We start from the raw sequence: 16,417 nt of genomic DNA on the forward strand, positions 1-16,417 counted from the left end.
CGCGCCGGGTGGGGCGGCACGCTGTGTCATGAGCCGTTCGCAAGAGGACACGCCCAGTCCGGCGCGCGTTCACCGGTTCAGGCCGGGAAGCGGGCAGACTGATCGGTAGCGAACGGGGATTACTGCTTGAGGGAGTGGCCGTGTACCGGGTTTTCGAGGCACTCGACGAGCTCGTCACGATCGTCGAAGAGGCCCGCGGGGTGCCCATGACGTCCAGCTGCGTCGTGCCGCGCGGCGACGTCCTCGAGCTGCTCGACGACGTCCGCGACGCGCTGCCCGGCGAGGTCGACGACGCCCAGGACGTGCTCGACAAGCGTGACGACCTGCTGCACGCCGCCCGCAAGGAAGCCGGCGAGACGGTGGCCGGGGCCAACGAAGAGGCCGAGCGCACGGTGTCCGACGCCGCGTCGGAGGCCGAGCGGATCCTCGCGGACGCGCGCGCCCGCGCCGAGCAAATGATGGGCGACGCCCACAACGAGGCCGAGCGCATGGTCGCCGCCGGCCAGGCCGAGTACCAGAACCTCACCGACCGCTCCCGCGCCGAGTCCGAGCGCATGATCCAGGCCGGCCGCGACGCCTACGAGCGCGCCATCGAGGACGCCCGTGCCGAGCAGGCGCGGCTCGTCTCGCAGACCGAGGTGGTCCAGGCCGCGCACGCCGAGTCGGCTCGCATCGTCGACGAGGCGCACGCCGAGGCCGACCGCCAGCGCGCCGACTGCGACGCGTACGTGGACGGCAAGCTCGCCGAGTTCTCGGAGCTGCTCGCGACCACGCTGCGCACCGTCGACTCGGGCCGCAATCACCTGCGTTCGCCGGTGAACCTTGGCGGCAACAGCGGCCGCCCGACGCTGTACGACTACCAGGTCTGACCGCCCGCGCGCCGTCGGGAAGAGTGACGCTCGGCACCAGCGCGAAAGCACTGGCGCACCCTGCGTACCCTGGTATGCGATGTCAGAGAACCCTGCCCAGAACACCCGCCCCGCCCAGCTCGACGACAAGAGCCCGTGGGTCGTCGACACCCGTGAGCTCGGCCGCCACGCCGGCCTGAGCCGCGAGGTGCGCCGGAGCGTGCCCCTCGAGGCCACCCTCGGTGTGCCCGACGTCATCTCGCTCGAGGCCGGTTCCGTCCTCGAGCTCGACTTGCTCCTCGAATCCGTGGTCGAGGGTGTGCTGGTCAGCGGCACCGCGAGCGCCACCGCCACCGGCACGTGCTCGCGCTGCCTCGACCCCCTCACCGAAGAGATCGAGGTCGACCTCACCGAGCTGTTCGCCTACCCGGGTTCGGCCACCGAGGAGACCACCGACGAGGACGAGATCCCGCGGCTGGTCGACGACCGGATCGACCTCGAACCGATCGTCCGCGACGCCGTGGTCCTGGCGCTTCCCCTCGTGCCGCTGTGCGAGGAAGACTGCGCCGGACTCTGCACCGAATGCGGCGTCAAGTGGGCCGATCTCGAGCCCGGACACGGGCATGAGAAGATAGACCCTCGGTGGGCCGCGCTGGTCGAGCGATTCGACGAGAACGCGGGCGAAAAGCCTGCGCACGGCTCCGGAGAGCAAGCCTGACGAGCGTCCAGCTCGATCCGGGAGAAGTCAGTTCGGCTCGTGAACGCGGGCAGACAGTCTGAAGGAGATCTACTCGTGGCCGTCCCGAAGCGGAAGATGTCGCGATCCAACACGCGCGCGCGCCGCAGCCAGTGGAAGGCGGCTCCGGTTCAGCTGGTGCCCTGCTCCAACCGCGCCTGCCGTCAGCCGAAGCTGCAGCACATCGCGTGCCCGACGTGCGGCCAGCACAACGGCCGCCAGGTCGTCGAGCCCGCCTGATCGGGCAGCCGACCATGGGGGGTAAGTCCGCCGGGGGACCCGCGGCCGATCCCACGACACTGCTCGAGGCGCTCGGGGTCGAATTCGACCCCGAGCTCCTTCGGCTTTCGCTGACCCACCGTTCGTACGCGTACGAGAACGGTGGGCTCCCGCCCAACGAGAGGCTGGAGTTCCTCGGCGACGCGGTGCTCGGCCTGGTCGTCACGGACCACCTGTACACCACGCACCCGGACCTGCCGGAAGGCCAGCTCGCGAAGCTGCGCGCCAGCGTCGTCAACATGCACGCGCTGGCGGGTGTCGCCCGCGGGCTGGGCGAGGGCGGGCTCGGGGCGCACCTGTTGCTGGGCAAGGGCGAAGAGCTCACCGGCGGCCGGGACAAGGCGAGCATCCTCGCCGACGGTCTCGAAGCCGTGATCGGTGCCACGTACCTGGCCCACGGCATCGAGGTCGCGCGCAAGCTCGTGCACCACCTCTTCGACGGCCTGCTGGCCGAGGCGCCCCTGCGCGGGGCCGGTCTCGACTGGAAGACCAGCCTGCAGGAGCTCACGGCGTCCTCCGGTCTCGGCGTGCCCGAGTACCGCGTGGAGGACACCGGTCCGGACCACCGCAAGGAGTTCACCGCCACGGTGCTGGTCGCGGGCCGTCCGCTGGGCAACGGTTCCGGCACCACGAAGAAGGAAGCCGAGCAGAAGGCCGCCGAAACGGCGTGGCGCGCCCTGTCCGAAGAGCTGGGCGAAGGCTCCGCCAAGTCCGAAGGCTGACGCCCGACCGGTCCGGAACTGTCGTACCCGACGGGCAGAATGGACGCCATGCCCGAACTTCCCGAGGTCGAGGTCGTGCGCGCCGGCCTCGAGGCCCACGTGGCCGGTCGCACCGTCAGCAAGGTCGAGGTCCTGCACCCGCGCGCGATCCGCAGGCACGCCCTCGGTGCGGAAGACTTCACCGGCCGGCTGGCCGGGGTCGTGATCGAAGCCGCGCGCCGGCGGGGCAAGTACCTGTGGCTGGAGCTGTCGCACGGTGAGGCCGTGCTCGCACACCTCGGCATGAGCGGCCAGATGCTGGTGCAGCCCGAGGGCACGCTCGACGAGAAACACCTGCGCGTGCGCGTCCGCTTCGACGACGACGGTCCGGAGCTGCGGTTCGTGGACCAGCGCACCTTCGGCGGCCTCGCGCTCGACGATCTGGCCGACGTCGAGGGCGACCTGCTGCCCGCCACCATCGCTCACATCGCCCGCGACCCGATGGACGCGCGGTTCGACCCGGCGGCCGCCGTGAAGGCGTTGCGCTCGCGGCGCACCGAGGTCAAGCGCGCGCTGCTGGACCAGACCCTCGTGTCCGGCGTCGGCAACATTTACGCCGACGAAGCCTTGTGGCGCACCAAGTTGCACGGCACCCGGCCCACCGACAAGCTCACCAACGCCCAGGGCAGCGCGCTGCTGGCCGCCGCCGGCGAAGTGATGAGCGCGGCGCTCGCCGTGGGTGGCACGTCCTTCGATGCGTTGTACGTCAACGTGAACGGGCAATCCGGGTACTTTTCCCGATCTCTCGACGCATACGGCCAGGAAGGACTACCGTGCCGCCGGTGCGGAACGGCGATCCGGCGGGAACCGTTCATGAACCGCTCGTCCTACTCCTGCCCGAAGTGCCAGCCGCGGCCCCGCAGCTCGCGTTGATGCGTCTGTCGAGGCGATCAACTAGAATGAACGGGGCGGAAGAGGAGCAGCATGACGGAGCCGGACAGATCGTCGCTGGCCGACAAGATCGACCAGCTGTTCCACGTCGTGCGCCGGCCCGACCGCGACCAGTACAGCCACGAGGAGGTCGCCCGCGCGTGTCGTGAGGCGACGGGGGAGAGCTTCTCCACCACGTACCTCTGGCAGCTGCGCACCGGGCGTCGCGACAACCCCACGAAGCGTCATCTCGAGGCGCTCGCGCAGTTTTTCGGTGTTCCTCCGGCATACTTCTTCGACGACGAGCAGAGCGTGAAGATCGCGGAAGAGCTGGCGTTGCTCGGCGCCTTGCGCGACGCCGGTGTCCGCGACGTGGCACTGCGGGCCATCACGCTCTCGCCCGACGGGCTCGACACGATCAGCGACATGATCGACGCGATCGCCCGGAGGGAGGCCGCGCGAAGCGGCGTGAAGAAGGAGGACTGAGGGGTGGCGGACGGGCGGCGCGAGCTCTGGCGACGCTGCCGTCGTCTGGCCGAGGCGCCGGCGCTGCCCGAGCCCTTCGACGCCGCCGAGTTCGTGGCGGGCATCGCCGCCGGTCGCGGCCGGCCCATCGAGCTGATGCCGGTCAACGCGCCGTCCGGCGGGCCGTGCGGCCTGCTGATGAGCACCGCGCGAGCCGACTACATCCTCTATCCCACCAACACCACGGCCCTGCACCGGCGCCACATCCTGCTGCACGAGGTGGGCCACCTGCTCTGCGGGCACGTCGGGTCCGACGCGGGCGCTGAAGGCGCGGCCATCGACGTCGCCGTGAGCCGTGCGTTGATGCCCAGCCTCTCGCCGGAGCTGGTTCGCCGGGTGCTGGGGCGGACCACGTATTCGGCCGTGGAGGAGCAGGAAGCGGAGCTCGTGGCGTCGTTGCTCGCCCAGCGCGTGGCGAAGGTGCAGGGACCTCGGCCGGTGGCGGACAGCGGCATGGCCCGCATGGACGACATGTTCGGCGGCCGCCCGCGCCGCCGGAACCCGTGATCGAGACGCTGGCGTACCTGGCCTGTGTGCTCGGGTTCGCCGGCTTCGGAATGAAGCTGCTCGAGGCCGGGCGCGACCAGCCGGCTCGCACGTTGTGGTTCCTCGCCGGCTTCGGCATCTGCATCGCGCTCGGCATCACCGACGGCATGCCGGCGATGGACGAGCTGGCCGGCCACCACCGCTGGTACGCCGAGTACGCGCCGCTGGCCGGCGACCTCGCGAAGTTCGGCGCGATCGGGTTCACGGTCGCGTTCACGCGCTCGATGCGCTTCGGCGCCGACGCGCGCCTGGGCCGGCACGCGGTCCTGTCGTGGTTCGTGATCGCCGTGGAGATCGTGCTGTTCATCCTGGCGGGCCCGGACCGTGCGGGTGACGAGACGGTCGTCGCCGTTGAACGGCGACCGTTCTTGATCGCGTATGAGCTGGTGTTCGTCGTATACGGGGTGCTGAGCCTGACGCTCGTCGCCGTCTTCTTCGCGCGCTTCGCCATGCGCGCCCGCGCGGGTTCGCTTCGCACGGGGTTGTGGCTGATCTTCGCGGGCGTGGTCGCCGCGGTCGCGTGGACGCTGTGGGACCTCGACGACGTGGCCGCGCTCGTCTCGGATGGCCGCGTGGAGGCGACGGAGGACCTGCCGGCCGCGGTACTGGGGGCGGCGTGTGTGGTGCTCGCCGTGGCGGGCTCGACGTTGTCGGTGTGGGGGCCTTCGCTCGCCACGCCGTTCCGGTGGCTGCGCGCGTACCGCGGTTACCGCCGGATCGAGCCACTGTGGACGGTGCTGCGCGACGCCGTGCCGGGCATCGCCCTGGATCCGGCTCGTGGTCTGGGGCGTGGGGCGGAGTTCGCGCTGTACCGGCGCGTGATCGAGATCCGTGACGGGCACCTCGCGCTGCGGCCGTACTTCGACCCGGACCTGCCCGCGCGCGTGGTGGACCGCGCCCGCCGCGACGGTGTGCCGACGCGCCGGGTGGCCGCGACCGTCGACGCCGCCACGCTCGCCGCCGCCCTCGTCGCGCGCGAAGCCGACCACCGGTTCCAGCCCGACGACGCCGACGCGCCCCTGAGCCGGGCCGTGGCCGCCGACGTGAGTGCAGAGGCCGCGTGGCTCGTCGAGGTGACGCGCGCGTGGCGGCGCTCGGCTCTGGTGGCCGACGTGCGGCGCGAAACCCGGCGTGAGCTGGGCGTTCCGGTCTGATCTTCACCTTTCCGCGCGGACGGTTTCCGCCGAACGGCCGTCCGCCGTGCACACTACTGCGCAATGCGTGGTACCGTTCCAAGCGCAAGACTGGAGGGTGCCGTGGAGATCAGTCAGCTGCTCAAGGGAGTGCTGGACCTGGCGGTGCTGGCCGTGCTTCGCGAAGACGACGGGTACGGCTACGACGTGCTCCGAAGACTTCGCGTGGCCGGCCTGGAGGAAGTGGGGGACGCTTCCGTTTACGGCACGTTGCGCCGGCTGTACAAGGCCGGGCTGCTGACGTCGTACGTCGTGCCGAGCGAAGAGGGCCCGCACCGCAAGTACTACAGCCTGAACGAGCCGGGGAGAGCGCGGCTGCAGGAGTCGGGGAAGACGTGGGCGAGTTTCGCGTCGACGATGAACGGGTTACTGGGAGAGGCCGCATGAGTACGGAGAAGCCCACCGCGGTGCGCGTGTACCTGGCGAGGGTCCGCACCGCGCTCGCCGATCTGCCCGCGGGGGAGATCGAGGAGATCCTGGAGGACGTCCGGCCGCACCTGGCCGAGATGGAAACGGAGCTGGGGGCCGACGCGCGCGTCGAGCAGCTCATCGAACGGCTGGGCTCGCCGGAGAGCTACGCGGCCGAGCTGCGCGCGTCCGGGGGTTATCCGCCGGCGCCCGCGGGGGCCGAAGGGGCGACGGCCGTGCTGGCTCCGGCGAAGGCCCCGAGCTTGTTCGCGGCTCGTTTTGCCTTGTGGGGCTTGGTGTTCTGCGCCGCCGGGCTCGCGTTGTTCGCGTTCGCGGCGGCGGTGAGTCTCGATCCGGACAGGTTGCTGGGGCTGCTGCTCCTCGCGCCGGTGTTCGCGTTGAGCTTGATTTTCCTGTTCAACCGCGGGGTTTCGGCCGTGCTGGAGCTGCCCGAGGTCGTGCGGACGCGGGAGTCGGTGCGGTCGTGGCGCGCGAACCGCGAGGGCGACAAGGCGGTGGGGTACCTGCGCTCGCTGAAGCCCGCGTGGTGGGTGGTGTGCGCGGTGGCGCTGGTCGGGTTCGGCCTGCTGCTGATGGTGCGGCACTCGTACGCGGTGCTGCTGCTGCCGTTCCTCATCGCGGCCGCCGCGGCGGTGGTCTGGGCCGGCCCGAAGGTCGGCGGCGACCGGCGGCTGCTGTGGATCGCGGTGCCGGTGTCGGCCTTCGTCATCGGCGGCGCGTTCGGCGGCTTCGGCGCGGCGATCGACCTGATCACGCACCGCACGTACTACCCGGACACGACGTCGTACTCGTCGCCGTCCACGGACACCTACGGCAACCAGCAGCTGCGGTACGGCAACGAGGACGTCGACAACGTCTACGCCTTCGACGCCTCCGGCAAGCCGCTCACGGACGTCTACCTGTACGACGACCAGGGCCGCCCGCTGACCGTCACGCGCTACGGCTGCGAACAGGACACCGGCACCCGCTCGAAGATCGGCGAGGACAACCGGTTCCCGCGGCCGCAGCTCGTGCAGGGCGTGCAGGACGGCAATGGAAACCGGGATGGGTACAACGGCTACCTCGGGTATTGCCGCGAGGAGGCCGGGGTGCCGTTCGCCGCGGCGATCCCGAAGCCGGCGCCTTCGTCGAGTGCCCCTTCCAGCGCACCGGCCAAGCCGACGTCGTCGGCGCCGGCGAAGCCGACTTTGCCGACCAGCCCTGCTCCGCCGAGTCGGTAGAGCGTGCGAGGGACCGGGGGAGCAGAGGTCGGGGCTGCTCCCCCGGTTCCGTCTACGTCGTGGTCCGGTCATGGCCACCGCAAAACCGGTGCCTGCCAGAACCGCCGGGGTGCGAGGATCGGCTCATCCCGACAAACGGTGCCCCGGGGTGCCTGAGGCTGATGCTGCCGAACCGGTGGGGAGTAAGAGGCGGCAAGCGGGCGAGGCGTGCGATCCGCGTCCTGAGCAGTCCCCGCCGGACCCGGCAGCACGGAGGCAAAAAAGAACTCGGGCGCCCGGGGTTCGAGACCCAGGCGCCCGAGTTTCGGGGGTTACGTCAGTGGCCGAAGGCCGAGCGGGCGGCCAGGTCCGCGAGGAGGGCGCGGCCCTTTTCGGCGTTGCGGGGCTGCGACAGGACGTCGTAGCGCTGGGCGACGAGCTGGCTTTGCGAGACGAAGCCGCGCTTGTTGCGGTTGGCCGCGTAGCCCAGGGCGCCGAACAGCAGGTTGAAGGCGACGCCCGCGACGAGGCCGATGACGATGGACAGCAGGCCCGCGGCGGGGTTGAGCAGGCTGAGCACCAGGCCCAGGAACAGGCCGAACACCGCGCCGGACATGGCGGCGCTGCTGAGGACCTTGCTCCAGCTCATGCGGCCCGCGATGCGCTCCACGAGCATCGGCTGGATGCCGACGATGGTGACGTCGCTGATGGGGAAGTCGGTGCCCGCGAGGTGGTCGACCGCCTTCTGTGCCTGCTCGTAGGACTCGTAGGAGCCGATCGGCCAGCCCGTGGGCATGGTCGGGAGCTGCGGCCGCGCCTGCTGCCGGCTGATCGTGGACTGCGTGAATGCTTCTGTCATCCCTCTCACCTCTCTTGTCCCGTTCAACGCCCGAGACGGCGCGTTTGGTCCCGCACCCCCACGATTCACAGATTCTTCTCAGCCGGGCAAGCCGGACATACGAGGCTCTTACGCAGTGCTTACTCAAAGGGCCCCAAGAATACCTTTGACCGGATTGACCGCGCGAGCACCGGCCGGTAGGAAGAACCCGCAAAGGATCCCTTCCAAACCTTTGGGGCGGTGCCATGGTTGGCAGGCGAGGGTTGCTCACGCTCGACGCGCTCCGTGAGCGGGTCGCGGCGGGCACGATCGACACGGTGCTGGTCGCGATCACCGACATGCAGGGCCGGCTCCAGGGCAAACGCTGCTCGGCCGAGTACTTCCTCGAAGAGGTCGTCGGCCACGCCACCGAGGCGTGCAACTACCTGCTCGCCGTCGACGTCGACATGAACACGGTCGACGGGTACGCCATCTCGAGCTGGGACGCGGGCTACGGCGACTTCGTGCTGCGCCCCGACTTCACCACCCTGCGCCTCGTCCCGTGGCAGGAGGGCACGGCGCTGGTGCTCGCCGACGTCGAGCGCGTGGACGGCGGCGGGCCCGTCGCGGTGTCGCCGCGACAGGTGCTGCGGCGACAGCTGGAGCGTCTCGAAGACCGGAACCTGCAGGCGTTCGTGGGCACCGAGCTCGAGTTCATCGTGTTCGACGACAGCTACGAAGCCGCGTGGGACAAGCGTTACCAGGGCATCAAGCCGTCGAACCAGTACAACGTGGACTACTCGATGCTCGGCACCGCGCGCGTCGAGCCGCTGCTGCGCCGCATCCGCAACGAGATGGCGGGCGCCGGCCTGTACCCCGAGTCGGCCAAGGGCGAGTGCAACCCCGGCCAGCAGGAGATCGCGTTCCGCTACGCGGAGGCGCTCACCACGTGCGACAACCACAGCGTCTACAAGAACGGCGCCAAGGAGATCGCCGCGCAGGAGGGCAAGAGCCTCACGTTCATGGCGAAGTACAACGAGCGCGAAGGCAACTCCTGCCACATCCACCTCAGCCTGCGCGGCACCGACGGCAACGCGGTCCTGCCCGGCGACGGCGACCACGGCTTCTCGAAGCTCATGGAGCACTTCCTCGCCGGCCAGCTGGCCGCGCTGCGCGAGCTGACCTACTTCTTCGCCCCGAACATCAACTCCTACAAACGGTTCGTGCGCGGCAGTTTCGCCCCGACGGCAGTCGCGTGGGGCACGGACAACCGCACGTGCGCGCTGCGCGTGGTGGGTCACGGCGACTCGCTGCGCGTGGAGAACCGCGTGCCGGGCGGCGACGTGAACCCGTACCTCGCCGTCGCCGCGCTGATCGCCGCCGGCCTGCACGGCATCGAGAACGAGCTGCCCCTGGAGCCCGAGTTCGCGGGCAACGCGTACGGCTCCGACAAGCCGACCGTGCCCACCACCTTGGGTGAAGCCGCGGACGTGCTGGCGGGCAGCCGCATCGCGCGCGAGGCCTTCGGCGACGATGTGGTGGACCACTACCTCAACGCCGCCCGCGTGGAGCGGGAGGCGTTCGAGAAGGCCGTGACCGATTGGGAGCTCATCCGTGGCTTCGAACGTCTCTGAGCACAAACCCGTCATCGGGCTCACCACCTACGTCGAGCAGGCCAAGTTCCTCGCGTGGGACACGGAAGCCACGCTGCTGCACCGCGTTTACACCGACTGCGTGGTGGCCGCCGGCGGGATTCCCGTGCTGCTGCCGCCCTTGACCGACGCGTACGCGAGCCTCGTCGACCGCGTGGACGGGCTCGTGCTCACCGGCGGCGCCGACGTCGAGCCGGGCAAGTACGGCGCCGAGCCCCACCCCGCCACGTACACGCGCCCGGGCCGTGACGCCTTCGAGTTCGGCCTGTTCGAGGCGGCCCGCGCGGCGCGCAAACCCGTGCTCGGCGTGTGCCGCGGGCTGCAGGTGATCAGCGTCGCCCTCGGCGGCACGCTCACCCAGCACCTGCCCGAGTCCCTCGGCGACACCGCGCACCAGCCCGCGCCCGCGACGTTCGGCACCAGCAGCATCACCCTCGTCGACGGCACACGCGCCGCCGCGTTGCTCGGGCCCGAGACGAAGGGCCACTGCTACCACCACCAGGCCATCGACCGGCTCGGCGAAGGCCTGGTCGCATCCGGGCACGCCGCCGACGGCACCGTCGAGGCGGCCGAGCTGCCCGGCGGCGAGTTCGTGCTCGGGGTGCAGTGGCATCCCGAGCAGGACACCGAAGACGTGCGCCTGTTCCGGGCCTTGGTCGTGGCAGCACTCGAAGCAGCAGAGGAGCGCAAGTGACGCAGACGTTCGACGTGATCAACCCCGCCACCGAGCAGGTGGTGCGGTCGGTCGCGCTCACGAGCGCCGAAGAGACCGACGCGGCGATCGCCCGCGCCCACGCCGCGTTCGGAGCCTGGCGGGCCGTCGCCCCCGGCGATCGCGCGCGGCTGCTGCGCCGCTTCGCCGACGCCGTCGAGGCCGACCTCGAGAACCTCGCGCGCCTCGAGGTGACCAACTCCGGCCACACGATCGGCAACGCGCGATGGGAAGCGGGCAACGTCCGCGACGTCCTGAACTACTACTCCGCGGCGCCGGAACGCCTGATCGGGCAACAGATCCCGGTGCCCGGCGGAGTGAACGTGACCTTCCACGAACCACTCGGCGTGGTCGGCGTGATCGTGCCCTGGAACTTCCCGATGCCCATCGCGGGCTGGGGCTTCGCGCCGGCGCTCGCGGCCGGCAACACCGTGGTGCTCAAGCCCGCGGAGCTCACGCCGCTCACCGCGATCCGCCTCGGCGAGCTCGCGCGCGAGGCCGGCATCCCCGAGGACGTGTTCCAGGTCCTGCCGGGCAAGGGTTCGGTGGTGGGGCAGCGGTTCGTGGACCACGCGCTGGTGCGCAAGGTCGTCTTCACCGGCTCCACCGAGGTCGGCAAGCAGATCATGGCCGGCTGCGCGGCGCAGGTGAAGCGCGTGACGCTGGAGCTGGGCGGCAAGAACGCCAACGTCGTGTTCGCCGACGCCGACCTGGAGAAGGCCGCCGCGACGGCGCCGTACGGGGTGTTCGACAACGCCGGCCAGGACTGCTGCGCGCGTTCGCTGATCCTGGTGCAGCGCAGCGTCCACGAGCGGTTCATGGAGCTGCTGGAGCCGGCCGTGCAGGGCGTGGTCGTCGGCGATCCCGGTGAGGACGCCACGGAGATGGGCCCGCTGATCTCCGCCGCGCACCACGCGAAGGTCTCGTCGTACGTCACTGACGCGACACCTGTTGCGTTTCGCGGCAGCGCGCCCGAGGGGCCGGGTTACTGGTTCGCGCCCACCGTCGTCACGCCGGCGAGCCTCGCCGACCCGCTGGCCGCCGACGAGATCTTCGGCCCGGTCGTGGCCGTGGTCCCGTTCGACGACGAGGCCGACGCCATCCGCATGGCCAACCACACCGACTACGGCCTCTCCGGATCGATCTGGACACGCGACGTCGGGCGGGCCTTCCGCGTCGCGCGCGGGGTGGAGTCGGGGAACCTTTCGGTGAACTCGCACTCGTCGGTGCGGTACTGGACCCCGTTCGGCGGGTTCAAGCAGTCGGGTCTCGGCCGTGAGCTGGGGCCGGACGCGCCGACGGCCTTCACCGAGACGAAGAACGTTTTCCTGAGCACGGAGGATTGAGAGAGATGGTGCAGCGTTTCGACGGCCGTGTCGCCGTGATCACGGGCGGGGCCAGCGGCATCGGCCTCGCGTCGGCGCGCCGGCTGGCGAGCGAGGGCGCGAAGGTCGTGATCGGCGACCTCACGCCCGAGCAGGGCAAGGCGGCGGCCGACGAGGTCGGGGGCCTGTTCGTGCAGGCCGACGTGACCGACCCCGAGCAGGTGGAGGCCCTGTTCCAGACGGCTGTGGACCAGTTCGGCGCGGTCGACGTGGCGTTCAACAACGCCGGCATCTCGCCGCCCGAGGACGACTCGATCCTCACCACGGACTTCGAGGCGTGGGAGCGCGTGCAGCGCGTGAACCTGACCTCGGTGTACCTGTGCTGCAAGGCCGCGCTGCCGCACATGCAGCGTCAGGGCAAGGGTTCGATCATCAACACGGCGTCGTTCGTGGCCGTGATGGGCGCGGCGACCTCGCAGATCTCCTACACCGCGTCGAAGGGCGGGGTGCTCGCGATGAGCCGCGAGCTGGGCGTGCAGTTCGCTCGGGAGAACATCCGCGTCAACGCGCTGTGCCCGGGGCCGGTGAACACGCCGCTGCTGAAGGAGCTCTTCGCGAAGGACCCGGAACGTGCCGCGCGGCGGCTGGTGCACGTGCCCGTCGGCCGGTTCGCCGAGCCGGAGGAGATCGCCGCCGCGGTGGCCTTCCTGGCCAGTGACGACGCCAGCTTCATCACCGCGTCGCAGTTCCTCGTGGACGGTGGCATTTCGGGCGCGTACGTCACTCCACTTTAGGAACTCGGGCACAACGTTTCACCGGGACGGGTTGATCTTCCGCCTGTTCCGGTGGCGACGCCCCCCGTCCGGTTTCGCGGTGGGTAGACCGGAACCGTGGCGACCGGTCCGGTCGCCGGTCCGGGAGGGTGCCATGCCGATCCGTGAAGCGTCTCCGATGCTGCAGGAGGTCGCCGACCTCTGCGAACTGTGCCGGACGCGGTGCGAAAAGGCGCTGGCGCGGCGTGCCGAACCCGGCAGTGAGCTGGCCACGATGGGACCGGTGATGCTCGCGGCGGCGTCGATGTCACGGCTGTGCGCCGACACGCTGGACCGGTGCTCCGGCATGGCCGCCGAGGTCGCGATGGTCCGCATGTCGGTGAAGTCGATGTGCGGCGAGGCCGCGCGGTTGCTATCGCTGTGCGCCCAGTCCTGCCTCGGGGCCGGCGACGACGAACTGCGCGACCTGGCCGTGCTGCTCACTCGCTGTGCCGACCTGTGCGCGCTGCTGGCCGGTCCGTCGAAGATCACGAAGGTCCCCGTGACGCTTCCCTCGCAGACCCGTCACCTGCGCACCTTCTCCCCGCGGCTCGGCGGGTGTGGCGTGAACCGTCCGAGGTAGACTGGCGCGCAAAGCGGCAGGTAACGTGGCCGCCAGCACACAAACATGAATACCGGGCCGTTCGAGCAGGAGCGGGAGAGCCCCCATGAGACCGGTGGGGCACCGAAGGAGCAAACTCCCCGGAATCTCTCAGGTACCCACTACCGCTTCGCGCGAGGCCACTCTGGAAAGCAGGCGCACCCGCGCCTCACCCAAGGTGAAAGCCGCGCTGCGCGGTGAAACTCTCAGGTGCCCATGACAGAGGGGGAGTTCCCAGCGCACCGCTGCGCCCGGTGCCCGGCCCGAGGAGCTCCCATCACCTCCACACCGTTCGACGCCCGCCACATCGGCCCCGCTGAGGCCGAGCGGGCCAAGATGCTCGCCGAATGCGGTTACGGAAGCCTGGACGCCCTCGTGGAGGCGGCCGTCCCGTCCGCCATCCGCACCACCGGTGACCTGGATCTGCCCGAGGCCGCGTCCGAAGAGGAAGCCACCGCCGAGCTGCGCGCGCTCGCGGCGCTCAACCGCCCGATGACGCAGATGATCGGCCTCGGCTACTCCGACACCGTCACGCCGGGCGTGATCCGCCGCAACGTGCTCGAGAACCCCGCGTGGTACACCGCCTACACGCCGTACCAGCCGGAGATCTCGCAGGGCCGGCTCGAAGCGCTGCTGAACTTCCAGACGATGGTCGCCGACCTCACGGGCCTGACCACGGCCAACGCGTCGATGCTCGACGAGTCGACCGCCGTCGCCGAGGCCATGACGCTGATGCGCCGCTCGTCGAAGTCGAAGTCCAATGTGATCGTCCTCGACGCCGAATGCCTGCCGCAGACCATCGCCGTCGTGCGCACGCGAGCCGCCGCGCTGGGCATCGACGTGCAGGTGCGCGACCTGCTCACCGGGCTGCCCGAGGAGTTCTTCGGCGTCGTCGTGCAGTACCCCGGCGCGTCCGGCGTGCTGCGGGGCCGCGGCTTCTACCACGCCATTTCCGAGGCCGCGAAGGCCGCGGGCGCCCTCTACACGGTGGCTGCCGACCTGCTTGCGCTCACGCTGATCACCTCGCCGGGCGAGTTCGGCGCCGACGTCGCCGCGGGTTCGACGCAGCGCTTCGGCGTGCCGCTGGGCTACGGCGGCCCGCACGCGGGTTACCTGGCCGTGCGCGCCGGGCTCGAGCGTTCGCTGCCGGGCCGCCTGGTGGGCGTGTCCGTGGACGCCGACGGCAACATGGCCTACCGGCTCGCGCTGCAGACGCGCGAGCAGCACATCCGCCGTGAGAAGGCGACGTCGAACATCTGCACCGCGCAGGTGCTGCCGGCCGTGCTCGCCGCGATGTACGCCGTGTACCACGGCCCGGACGGCCTGAAGGCCATCGCGACCCGCGTGCACGAGCTGGCGGCGGGCTTCGCCGCAGCGCTGCGCGAAGGTGGCGTGGAGGTCGTGCACGAGGCGTTCTTCGACACGGTCGTCGCGCACGTTCCCGGCCGCGCCGCCGAGGTTCACGCGGCCGCGCGCGAGGCGGGCATCAACCTCGGGCACGTCGACGCCGACCATGTGCGGGTGGCCTGCGACGAGGTCACCCGGCCGGACATCCTCGCGCAGGTGCTGCGCGCGTTCGGCGTGGACGCCGAGTGGGCCACCGCCACCGCGCTGCCGAGCGGCATCGTGCGCGAGAGCGGCTTCATGGCCCACGAGGTGTTCAGCACGCACCGCTCCGAGACGTCGATGCTGCGTTACCTGCGCAAGCTCGCCGACCTGGACTACGCGCTCGACCGCGGCATGATCCCGCTGGGCTCGTGCACGATGAAGCTCAACGCCACCACCGAGATGGAGCCGATCAGCTGGCGCGAGTTCGCGGGCATCCACCCGTTCGCACCGGCCGAGGACGCCGAGGGCTACCACCGGCTCGTGGCCCAGCTGTCGGGCTGGCTCGCCGAGGTGACCGGCTACGACCAGGTTTCCCTGCAGCCCAACGCCGGCAGCCAGGGTGAGCTCGCCGGTCTGCTCGCCATCCGCGGCTACCATCACGCCAACGGCCAGCCCGAGCGCGACGTCTGCCTGATCCCGTCGTCCGCGCACGGCACCAACGCGGCCTCGGCCGTGCTCGCCGGCATGCGCGTGGTCGTGGTGAAGTGCACCGACGAGGGCAACGTCGACCTCGAAGACCTGCAGGCCAAGGTCGACGCGAACCGCGAGACGCTCGCGGCGATCATGGTCACCTACCCGTCCACGCACGGCGTGTACGAGCACGGCATCGAGCGGCTCGCCAAGATCGTGCACGACGGCGGTGGCCAGGTGTACGTCGACGGCGCGAACCTCAACGCGCTGCTGGGCCTGGCGAAGCCGGGTGAGTTCGGCGGCGACGTGTCGCACCTGAACCTGCACAAGACGTTCTGCATCCCCCACGGCGGTGGCGGCCCCGGCGTCGGCCCGGTCGCGGTGCGCGCGCACCTCGCGCCGTACCTGCCGAACCACCCGCTGCTCGACGCGGCGGGCCCGGCCACCGGCGTCGGCCCGATCAGCGGCGCGCCCTACGGCTCGGCGTCGATCCTGCCGATCTCGTGGGCGTACGTGCGCATGATGGGCGCGCCCGGCCTCACGGCGGCCACGAAGGTCGCGGTGCTCGCGGCCAACTACGTCGCCGCCCGCCTGTCGCCGCACTACCCGGTGCTCTACACCGGACAGGACGGCCTGGTCGCGCACGAGTGCATCCTCGACCTGCGCGGCATCACCAAGGACACCGGCGTGACCGTCGACGACGTCGCGAAGCGGCTCATCGACTACGGCTTCCACGCGCCGACGATGTCGTTCCCGGTCGCGGGCACGCTCATGGTGGAGCCCACCGAGAGCGAGGACCTCGGCGAGATCGACCGCTTCTGCGCCGCCATGATCGCCATCCGCCACGAGATCGACCAGGTCGCCTCCGGGCGCTGGACCGCGGAGACGAGCCCGCTGCGCGCCGCCCCGCACACGGCGGAGACGCTGGTGGGCGAGTGGACGCACGACTACGACCGTGAGCTGGCGGTGTACCCGGCGGGTGTGTCGCGCAAGAACAAGTACTGGCCGCCGGTGCGCCGGATCGACGGGGCGCGCGGAGACCGCAACCTCGTCTGCTCCTGCCCGCCCCTCAACGCGTACGAAGGCTGAGCGC

17 protein-coding genes and 1 riboswitch are annotated in these 16,417 nt (G+C 70.7%); of the genes, 16 read left to right on the forward strand and 1 reads right to left on the reverse strand.

All coding sequences use genetic code 11. The annotated features are described in order from the left end of the window. The first annotated feature begins 140 nt into the window (after nt 1-140). The 10 genes from AB0878_RS16610 to AB0878_RS16655 all read left to right on the forward strand — a co-directional run bounded on the left by AB0878_RS16610 (nt 141) and on the right by AB0878_RS16655 (nt 7,407). Complete coding sequence (locus AB0878_RS16610) at nt 141-869, forward strand: DivIVA domain-containing protein (RefSeq protein ID WP_366580647.1); 729 nt, start codon at nt 141-143, stop codon at nt 867-869. Nucleotides 870-948: 79 nt separating this feature from the next. Further along, entirely contained in the window at nt 949-1,566 is a 618-nt protein-coding gene (locus AB0878_RS16615) for a DUF177 domain-containing protein (protein WP_366580649.1), read from the forward strand. A gap of 75 nt (nt 1,567-1,641) precedes the next feature. Next, nucleotides 1,642-1,824 carry a 50S ribosomal protein L32 gene (gene rpmF, locus AB0878_RS16620; RefSeq protein WP_220237671.1) on the forward strand — a complete coding sequence of 61 codons (183 nt, stop codon included), beginning with the start codon at nt 1,642-1,644 and terminating at the stop codon, nt 1,822-1,824. Nucleotides 1,825-1,838: 14 nt separating this feature from the next. Continuing rightward, nucleotides 1,839-2,585: a ribonuclease III gene (gene rnc / locus AB0878_RS16625; RefSeq protein WP_366580651.1), complete on the forward strand. Its 747-nt coding sequence runs from the start codon at nt 1,839-1,841 to the stop codon at nt 2,583-2,585. A gap of 48 nt (nt 2,586-2,633) precedes the next feature. After that, a complete protein-coding gene (gene mutM / locus AB0878_RS16630) occupies nt 2,634-3,497 on the forward strand; it encodes a bifunctional DNA-formamidopyrimidine glycosylase/DNA-(apurinic or apyrimidinic site) lyase (RefSeq protein ID WP_366580653.1) in 864 nt (287 codons plus the stop codon). Nucleotides 3,498-3,548: 51 nt separating this feature from the next. After that, nucleotides 3,549-3,980 carry a helix-turn-helix domain-containing protein gene (locus tag AB0878_RS16635; protein ID WP_366580654.1) on the forward strand — a complete coding sequence of 144 codons (432 nt, stop codon included), beginning with the start codon at nt 3,549-3,551 and terminating at the stop codon, nt 3,978-3,980. 3 nt (nt 3,981-3,983) lie between these two features. After that, a complete protein-coding gene (locus AB0878_RS16640) occupies nt 3,984-4,526 on the forward strand; it encodes a hypothetical protein (protein ID WP_366580656.1) in 543 nt (180 codons plus the stop codon). After that, nucleotides 4,523-5,719 carry an MAB_1171c family putative transporter gene (locus tag AB0878_RS16645; RefSeq protein ID WP_366580658.1) on the forward strand — a complete coding sequence of 399 codons (1,197 nt, stop codon included), beginning with the start codon at nt 4,523-4,525 and terminating at the stop codon, nt 5,717-5,719. Before AB0878_RS16640 ends, AB0878_RS16645 begins: the two co-directional genes overlap by 4 nt. Nucleotides 5,720-5,821: 102 nt before the next feature. Continuing rightward, nucleotides 5,822-6,145 (forward strand): PadR family transcriptional regulator, encoded by a 324-nt coding sequence (locus tag AB0878_RS16650; RefSeq protein WP_220237677.1) that lies wholly within the window; start codon nt 5,822-5,824, stop codon nt 6,143-6,145. Further along, a complete protein-coding gene (locus tag AB0878_RS16655; RefSeq protein ID WP_366580660.1) occupies nt 6,142-7,407 on the forward strand; it encodes a hypothetical protein in 1,266 nt (421 codons plus the stop codon). Before AB0878_RS16650 ends, AB0878_RS16655 begins: the two co-directional genes overlap by 4 nt. A gap of 316 nt (nt 7,408-7,723) precedes the next feature. Here AB0878_RS16655 and AB0878_RS16660 read toward each other — a convergent pair whose 3' ends face one another. After that, the gene (locus AB0878_RS16660) at nt 7,724-8,245 is read right to left on the reverse strand and encodes a general stress protein (RefSeq protein WP_364067775.1); all 522 of its coding nucleotides are present in this window, start codon (nt 8,243-8,245) and stop codon (nt 7,724-7,726) included. Nucleotides 8,246-8,469: 224 nt separating this feature from the next. Here AB0878_RS16660 and AB0878_RS16665 point away from each other — a divergent pair, with 224 nt between their 5' ends. The 6 genes from AB0878_RS16665 (at nt 8,470) to gcvP (ending at nt 16,413) form a co-directional block, all read left to right on the forward strand. Continuing rightward, on the forward strand, nt 8,470-9,837 hold the full coding sequence (locus tag AB0878_RS16665; RefSeq protein WP_366580662.1) for a glutamine synthetase family protein: 1,368 nt from the start codon (nt 8,470-8,472) through the stop codon (nt 9,835-9,837). Then, complete coding sequence (locus tag AB0878_RS16670) at nt 9,818-10,549, forward strand: gamma-glutamyl-gamma-aminobutyrate hydrolase family protein (RefSeq protein ID WP_366580664.1); 732 nt, start codon at nt 9,818-9,820, stop codon at nt 10,547-10,549. Before AB0878_RS16665 ends, AB0878_RS16670 begins: the two co-directional genes overlap by 20 nt. Further along, nucleotides 10,546-11,913, forward strand: coding sequence for an aldehyde dehydrogenase family protein (locus tag AB0878_RS16675; RefSeq protein ID WP_366580666.1), 1,368 nt, complete (start codon nt 10,546-10,548; stop codon nt 11,911-11,913). Before AB0878_RS16670 ends, AB0878_RS16675 begins: the two co-directional genes overlap by 4 nt. Before the next feature lie 5 nt (nt 11,914-11,918). Next, on the forward strand, nt 11,919-12,686 hold the full coding sequence (locus AB0878_RS16680; RefSeq protein WP_366580668.1) for a 3-oxoacyl-ACP reductase: 768 nt from the start codon (nt 11,919-11,921) through the stop codon (nt 12,684-12,686). Between the two features lie 133 nt (nt 12,687-12,819). Next, nucleotides 12,820-13,287: a hypothetical protein gene (locus AB0878_RS16685; protein ID WP_366580670.1), complete on the forward strand. Its 468-nt coding sequence runs from the start codon at nt 12,820-12,822 to the stop codon at nt 13,285-13,287. A gap of 62 nt (nt 13,288-13,349) precedes the next feature. After that, nucleotides 13,350-13,443: riboswitch (glycine riboswitch) on the forward strand. 78 nt (nt 13,444-13,521) lie between these two features. Then, a complete protein-coding gene (gcvP, locus tag AB0878_RS16690; RefSeq protein WP_366580672.1) occupies nt 13,522-16,413 on the forward strand; it encodes an aminomethyl-transferring glycine dehydrogenase in 2,892 nt (963 codons plus the stop codon). Nucleotides 16,414-16,417: the final 4 nt, after the last annotated feature.

This window comes from Amycolatopsis sp. NPDC047767, assembly GCF_040704195.1.
Classification (GTDB): Bacteria; Actinomycetota; Actinomycetes; order Mycobacteriales; family Pseudonocardiaceae; genus Amycolatopsis.

Excerpts from the sequence above, each read along its gene's own strand:
- AB0878_RS16615 (WP_366580649.1), top strand. The coding sequence starts at position 949 with ATGTCAGAGAACCCTGCCCAGAACACCCGCCCCGCCCAGCTCGACGAC.
- rnc (WP_366580651.1), top strand. The coding sequence starts at position 1,839 with ATGGGGGGTAAGTCCGCCGGGGGACCCGCGGCCGATCCCACGACACTG.
- AB0878_RS16635 (WP_366580654.1), top strand. The coding sequence starts at position 3,549 with ATGACGGAGCCGGACAGATCGTCGCTGGCCGACAAGATCGACCAGCTG.
- gcvP (WP_366580672.1), top strand. The coding sequence starts at position 13,522 with ATGACAGAGGGGGAGTTCCCAGCGCACCGCTGCGCCCGGTGCCCGGCC.
- AB0878_RS16685 (WP_366580670.1), top strand. The coding sequence starts at position 12,820 with ATGCCGATCCGTGAAGCGTCTCCGATGCTGCAGGAGGTCGCCGACCTC.
- AB0878_RS16680 (WP_366580668.1), top strand. The coding sequence starts at position 11,919 with ATGGTGCAGCGTTTCGACGGCCGTGTCGCCGTGATCACGGGCGGGGCC.
- AB0878_RS16665 (WP_366580662.1), top strand. The coding sequence starts at position 8,470 with ATGGTTGGCAGGCGAGGGTTGCTCACGCTCGACGCGCTCCGTGAGCGG.
- AB0878_RS16660 (WP_364067775.1), bottom strand. The coding sequence starts at position 8,245 with ATGACAGAAGCATTCACGCAGTCCACGATCAGCCGGCAGCAGGCGCGG.
- mutM (WP_366580653.1), top strand. The coding sequence starts at position 2,634 with ATGCCCGAACTTCCCGAGGTCGAGGTCGTGCGCGCCGGCCTCGAGGCC.
- AB0878_RS16655 (WP_366580660.1), top strand. The coding sequence starts at position 6,142 with ATGAGTACGGAGAAGCCCACCGCGGTGCGCGTGTACCTGGCGAGGGTC.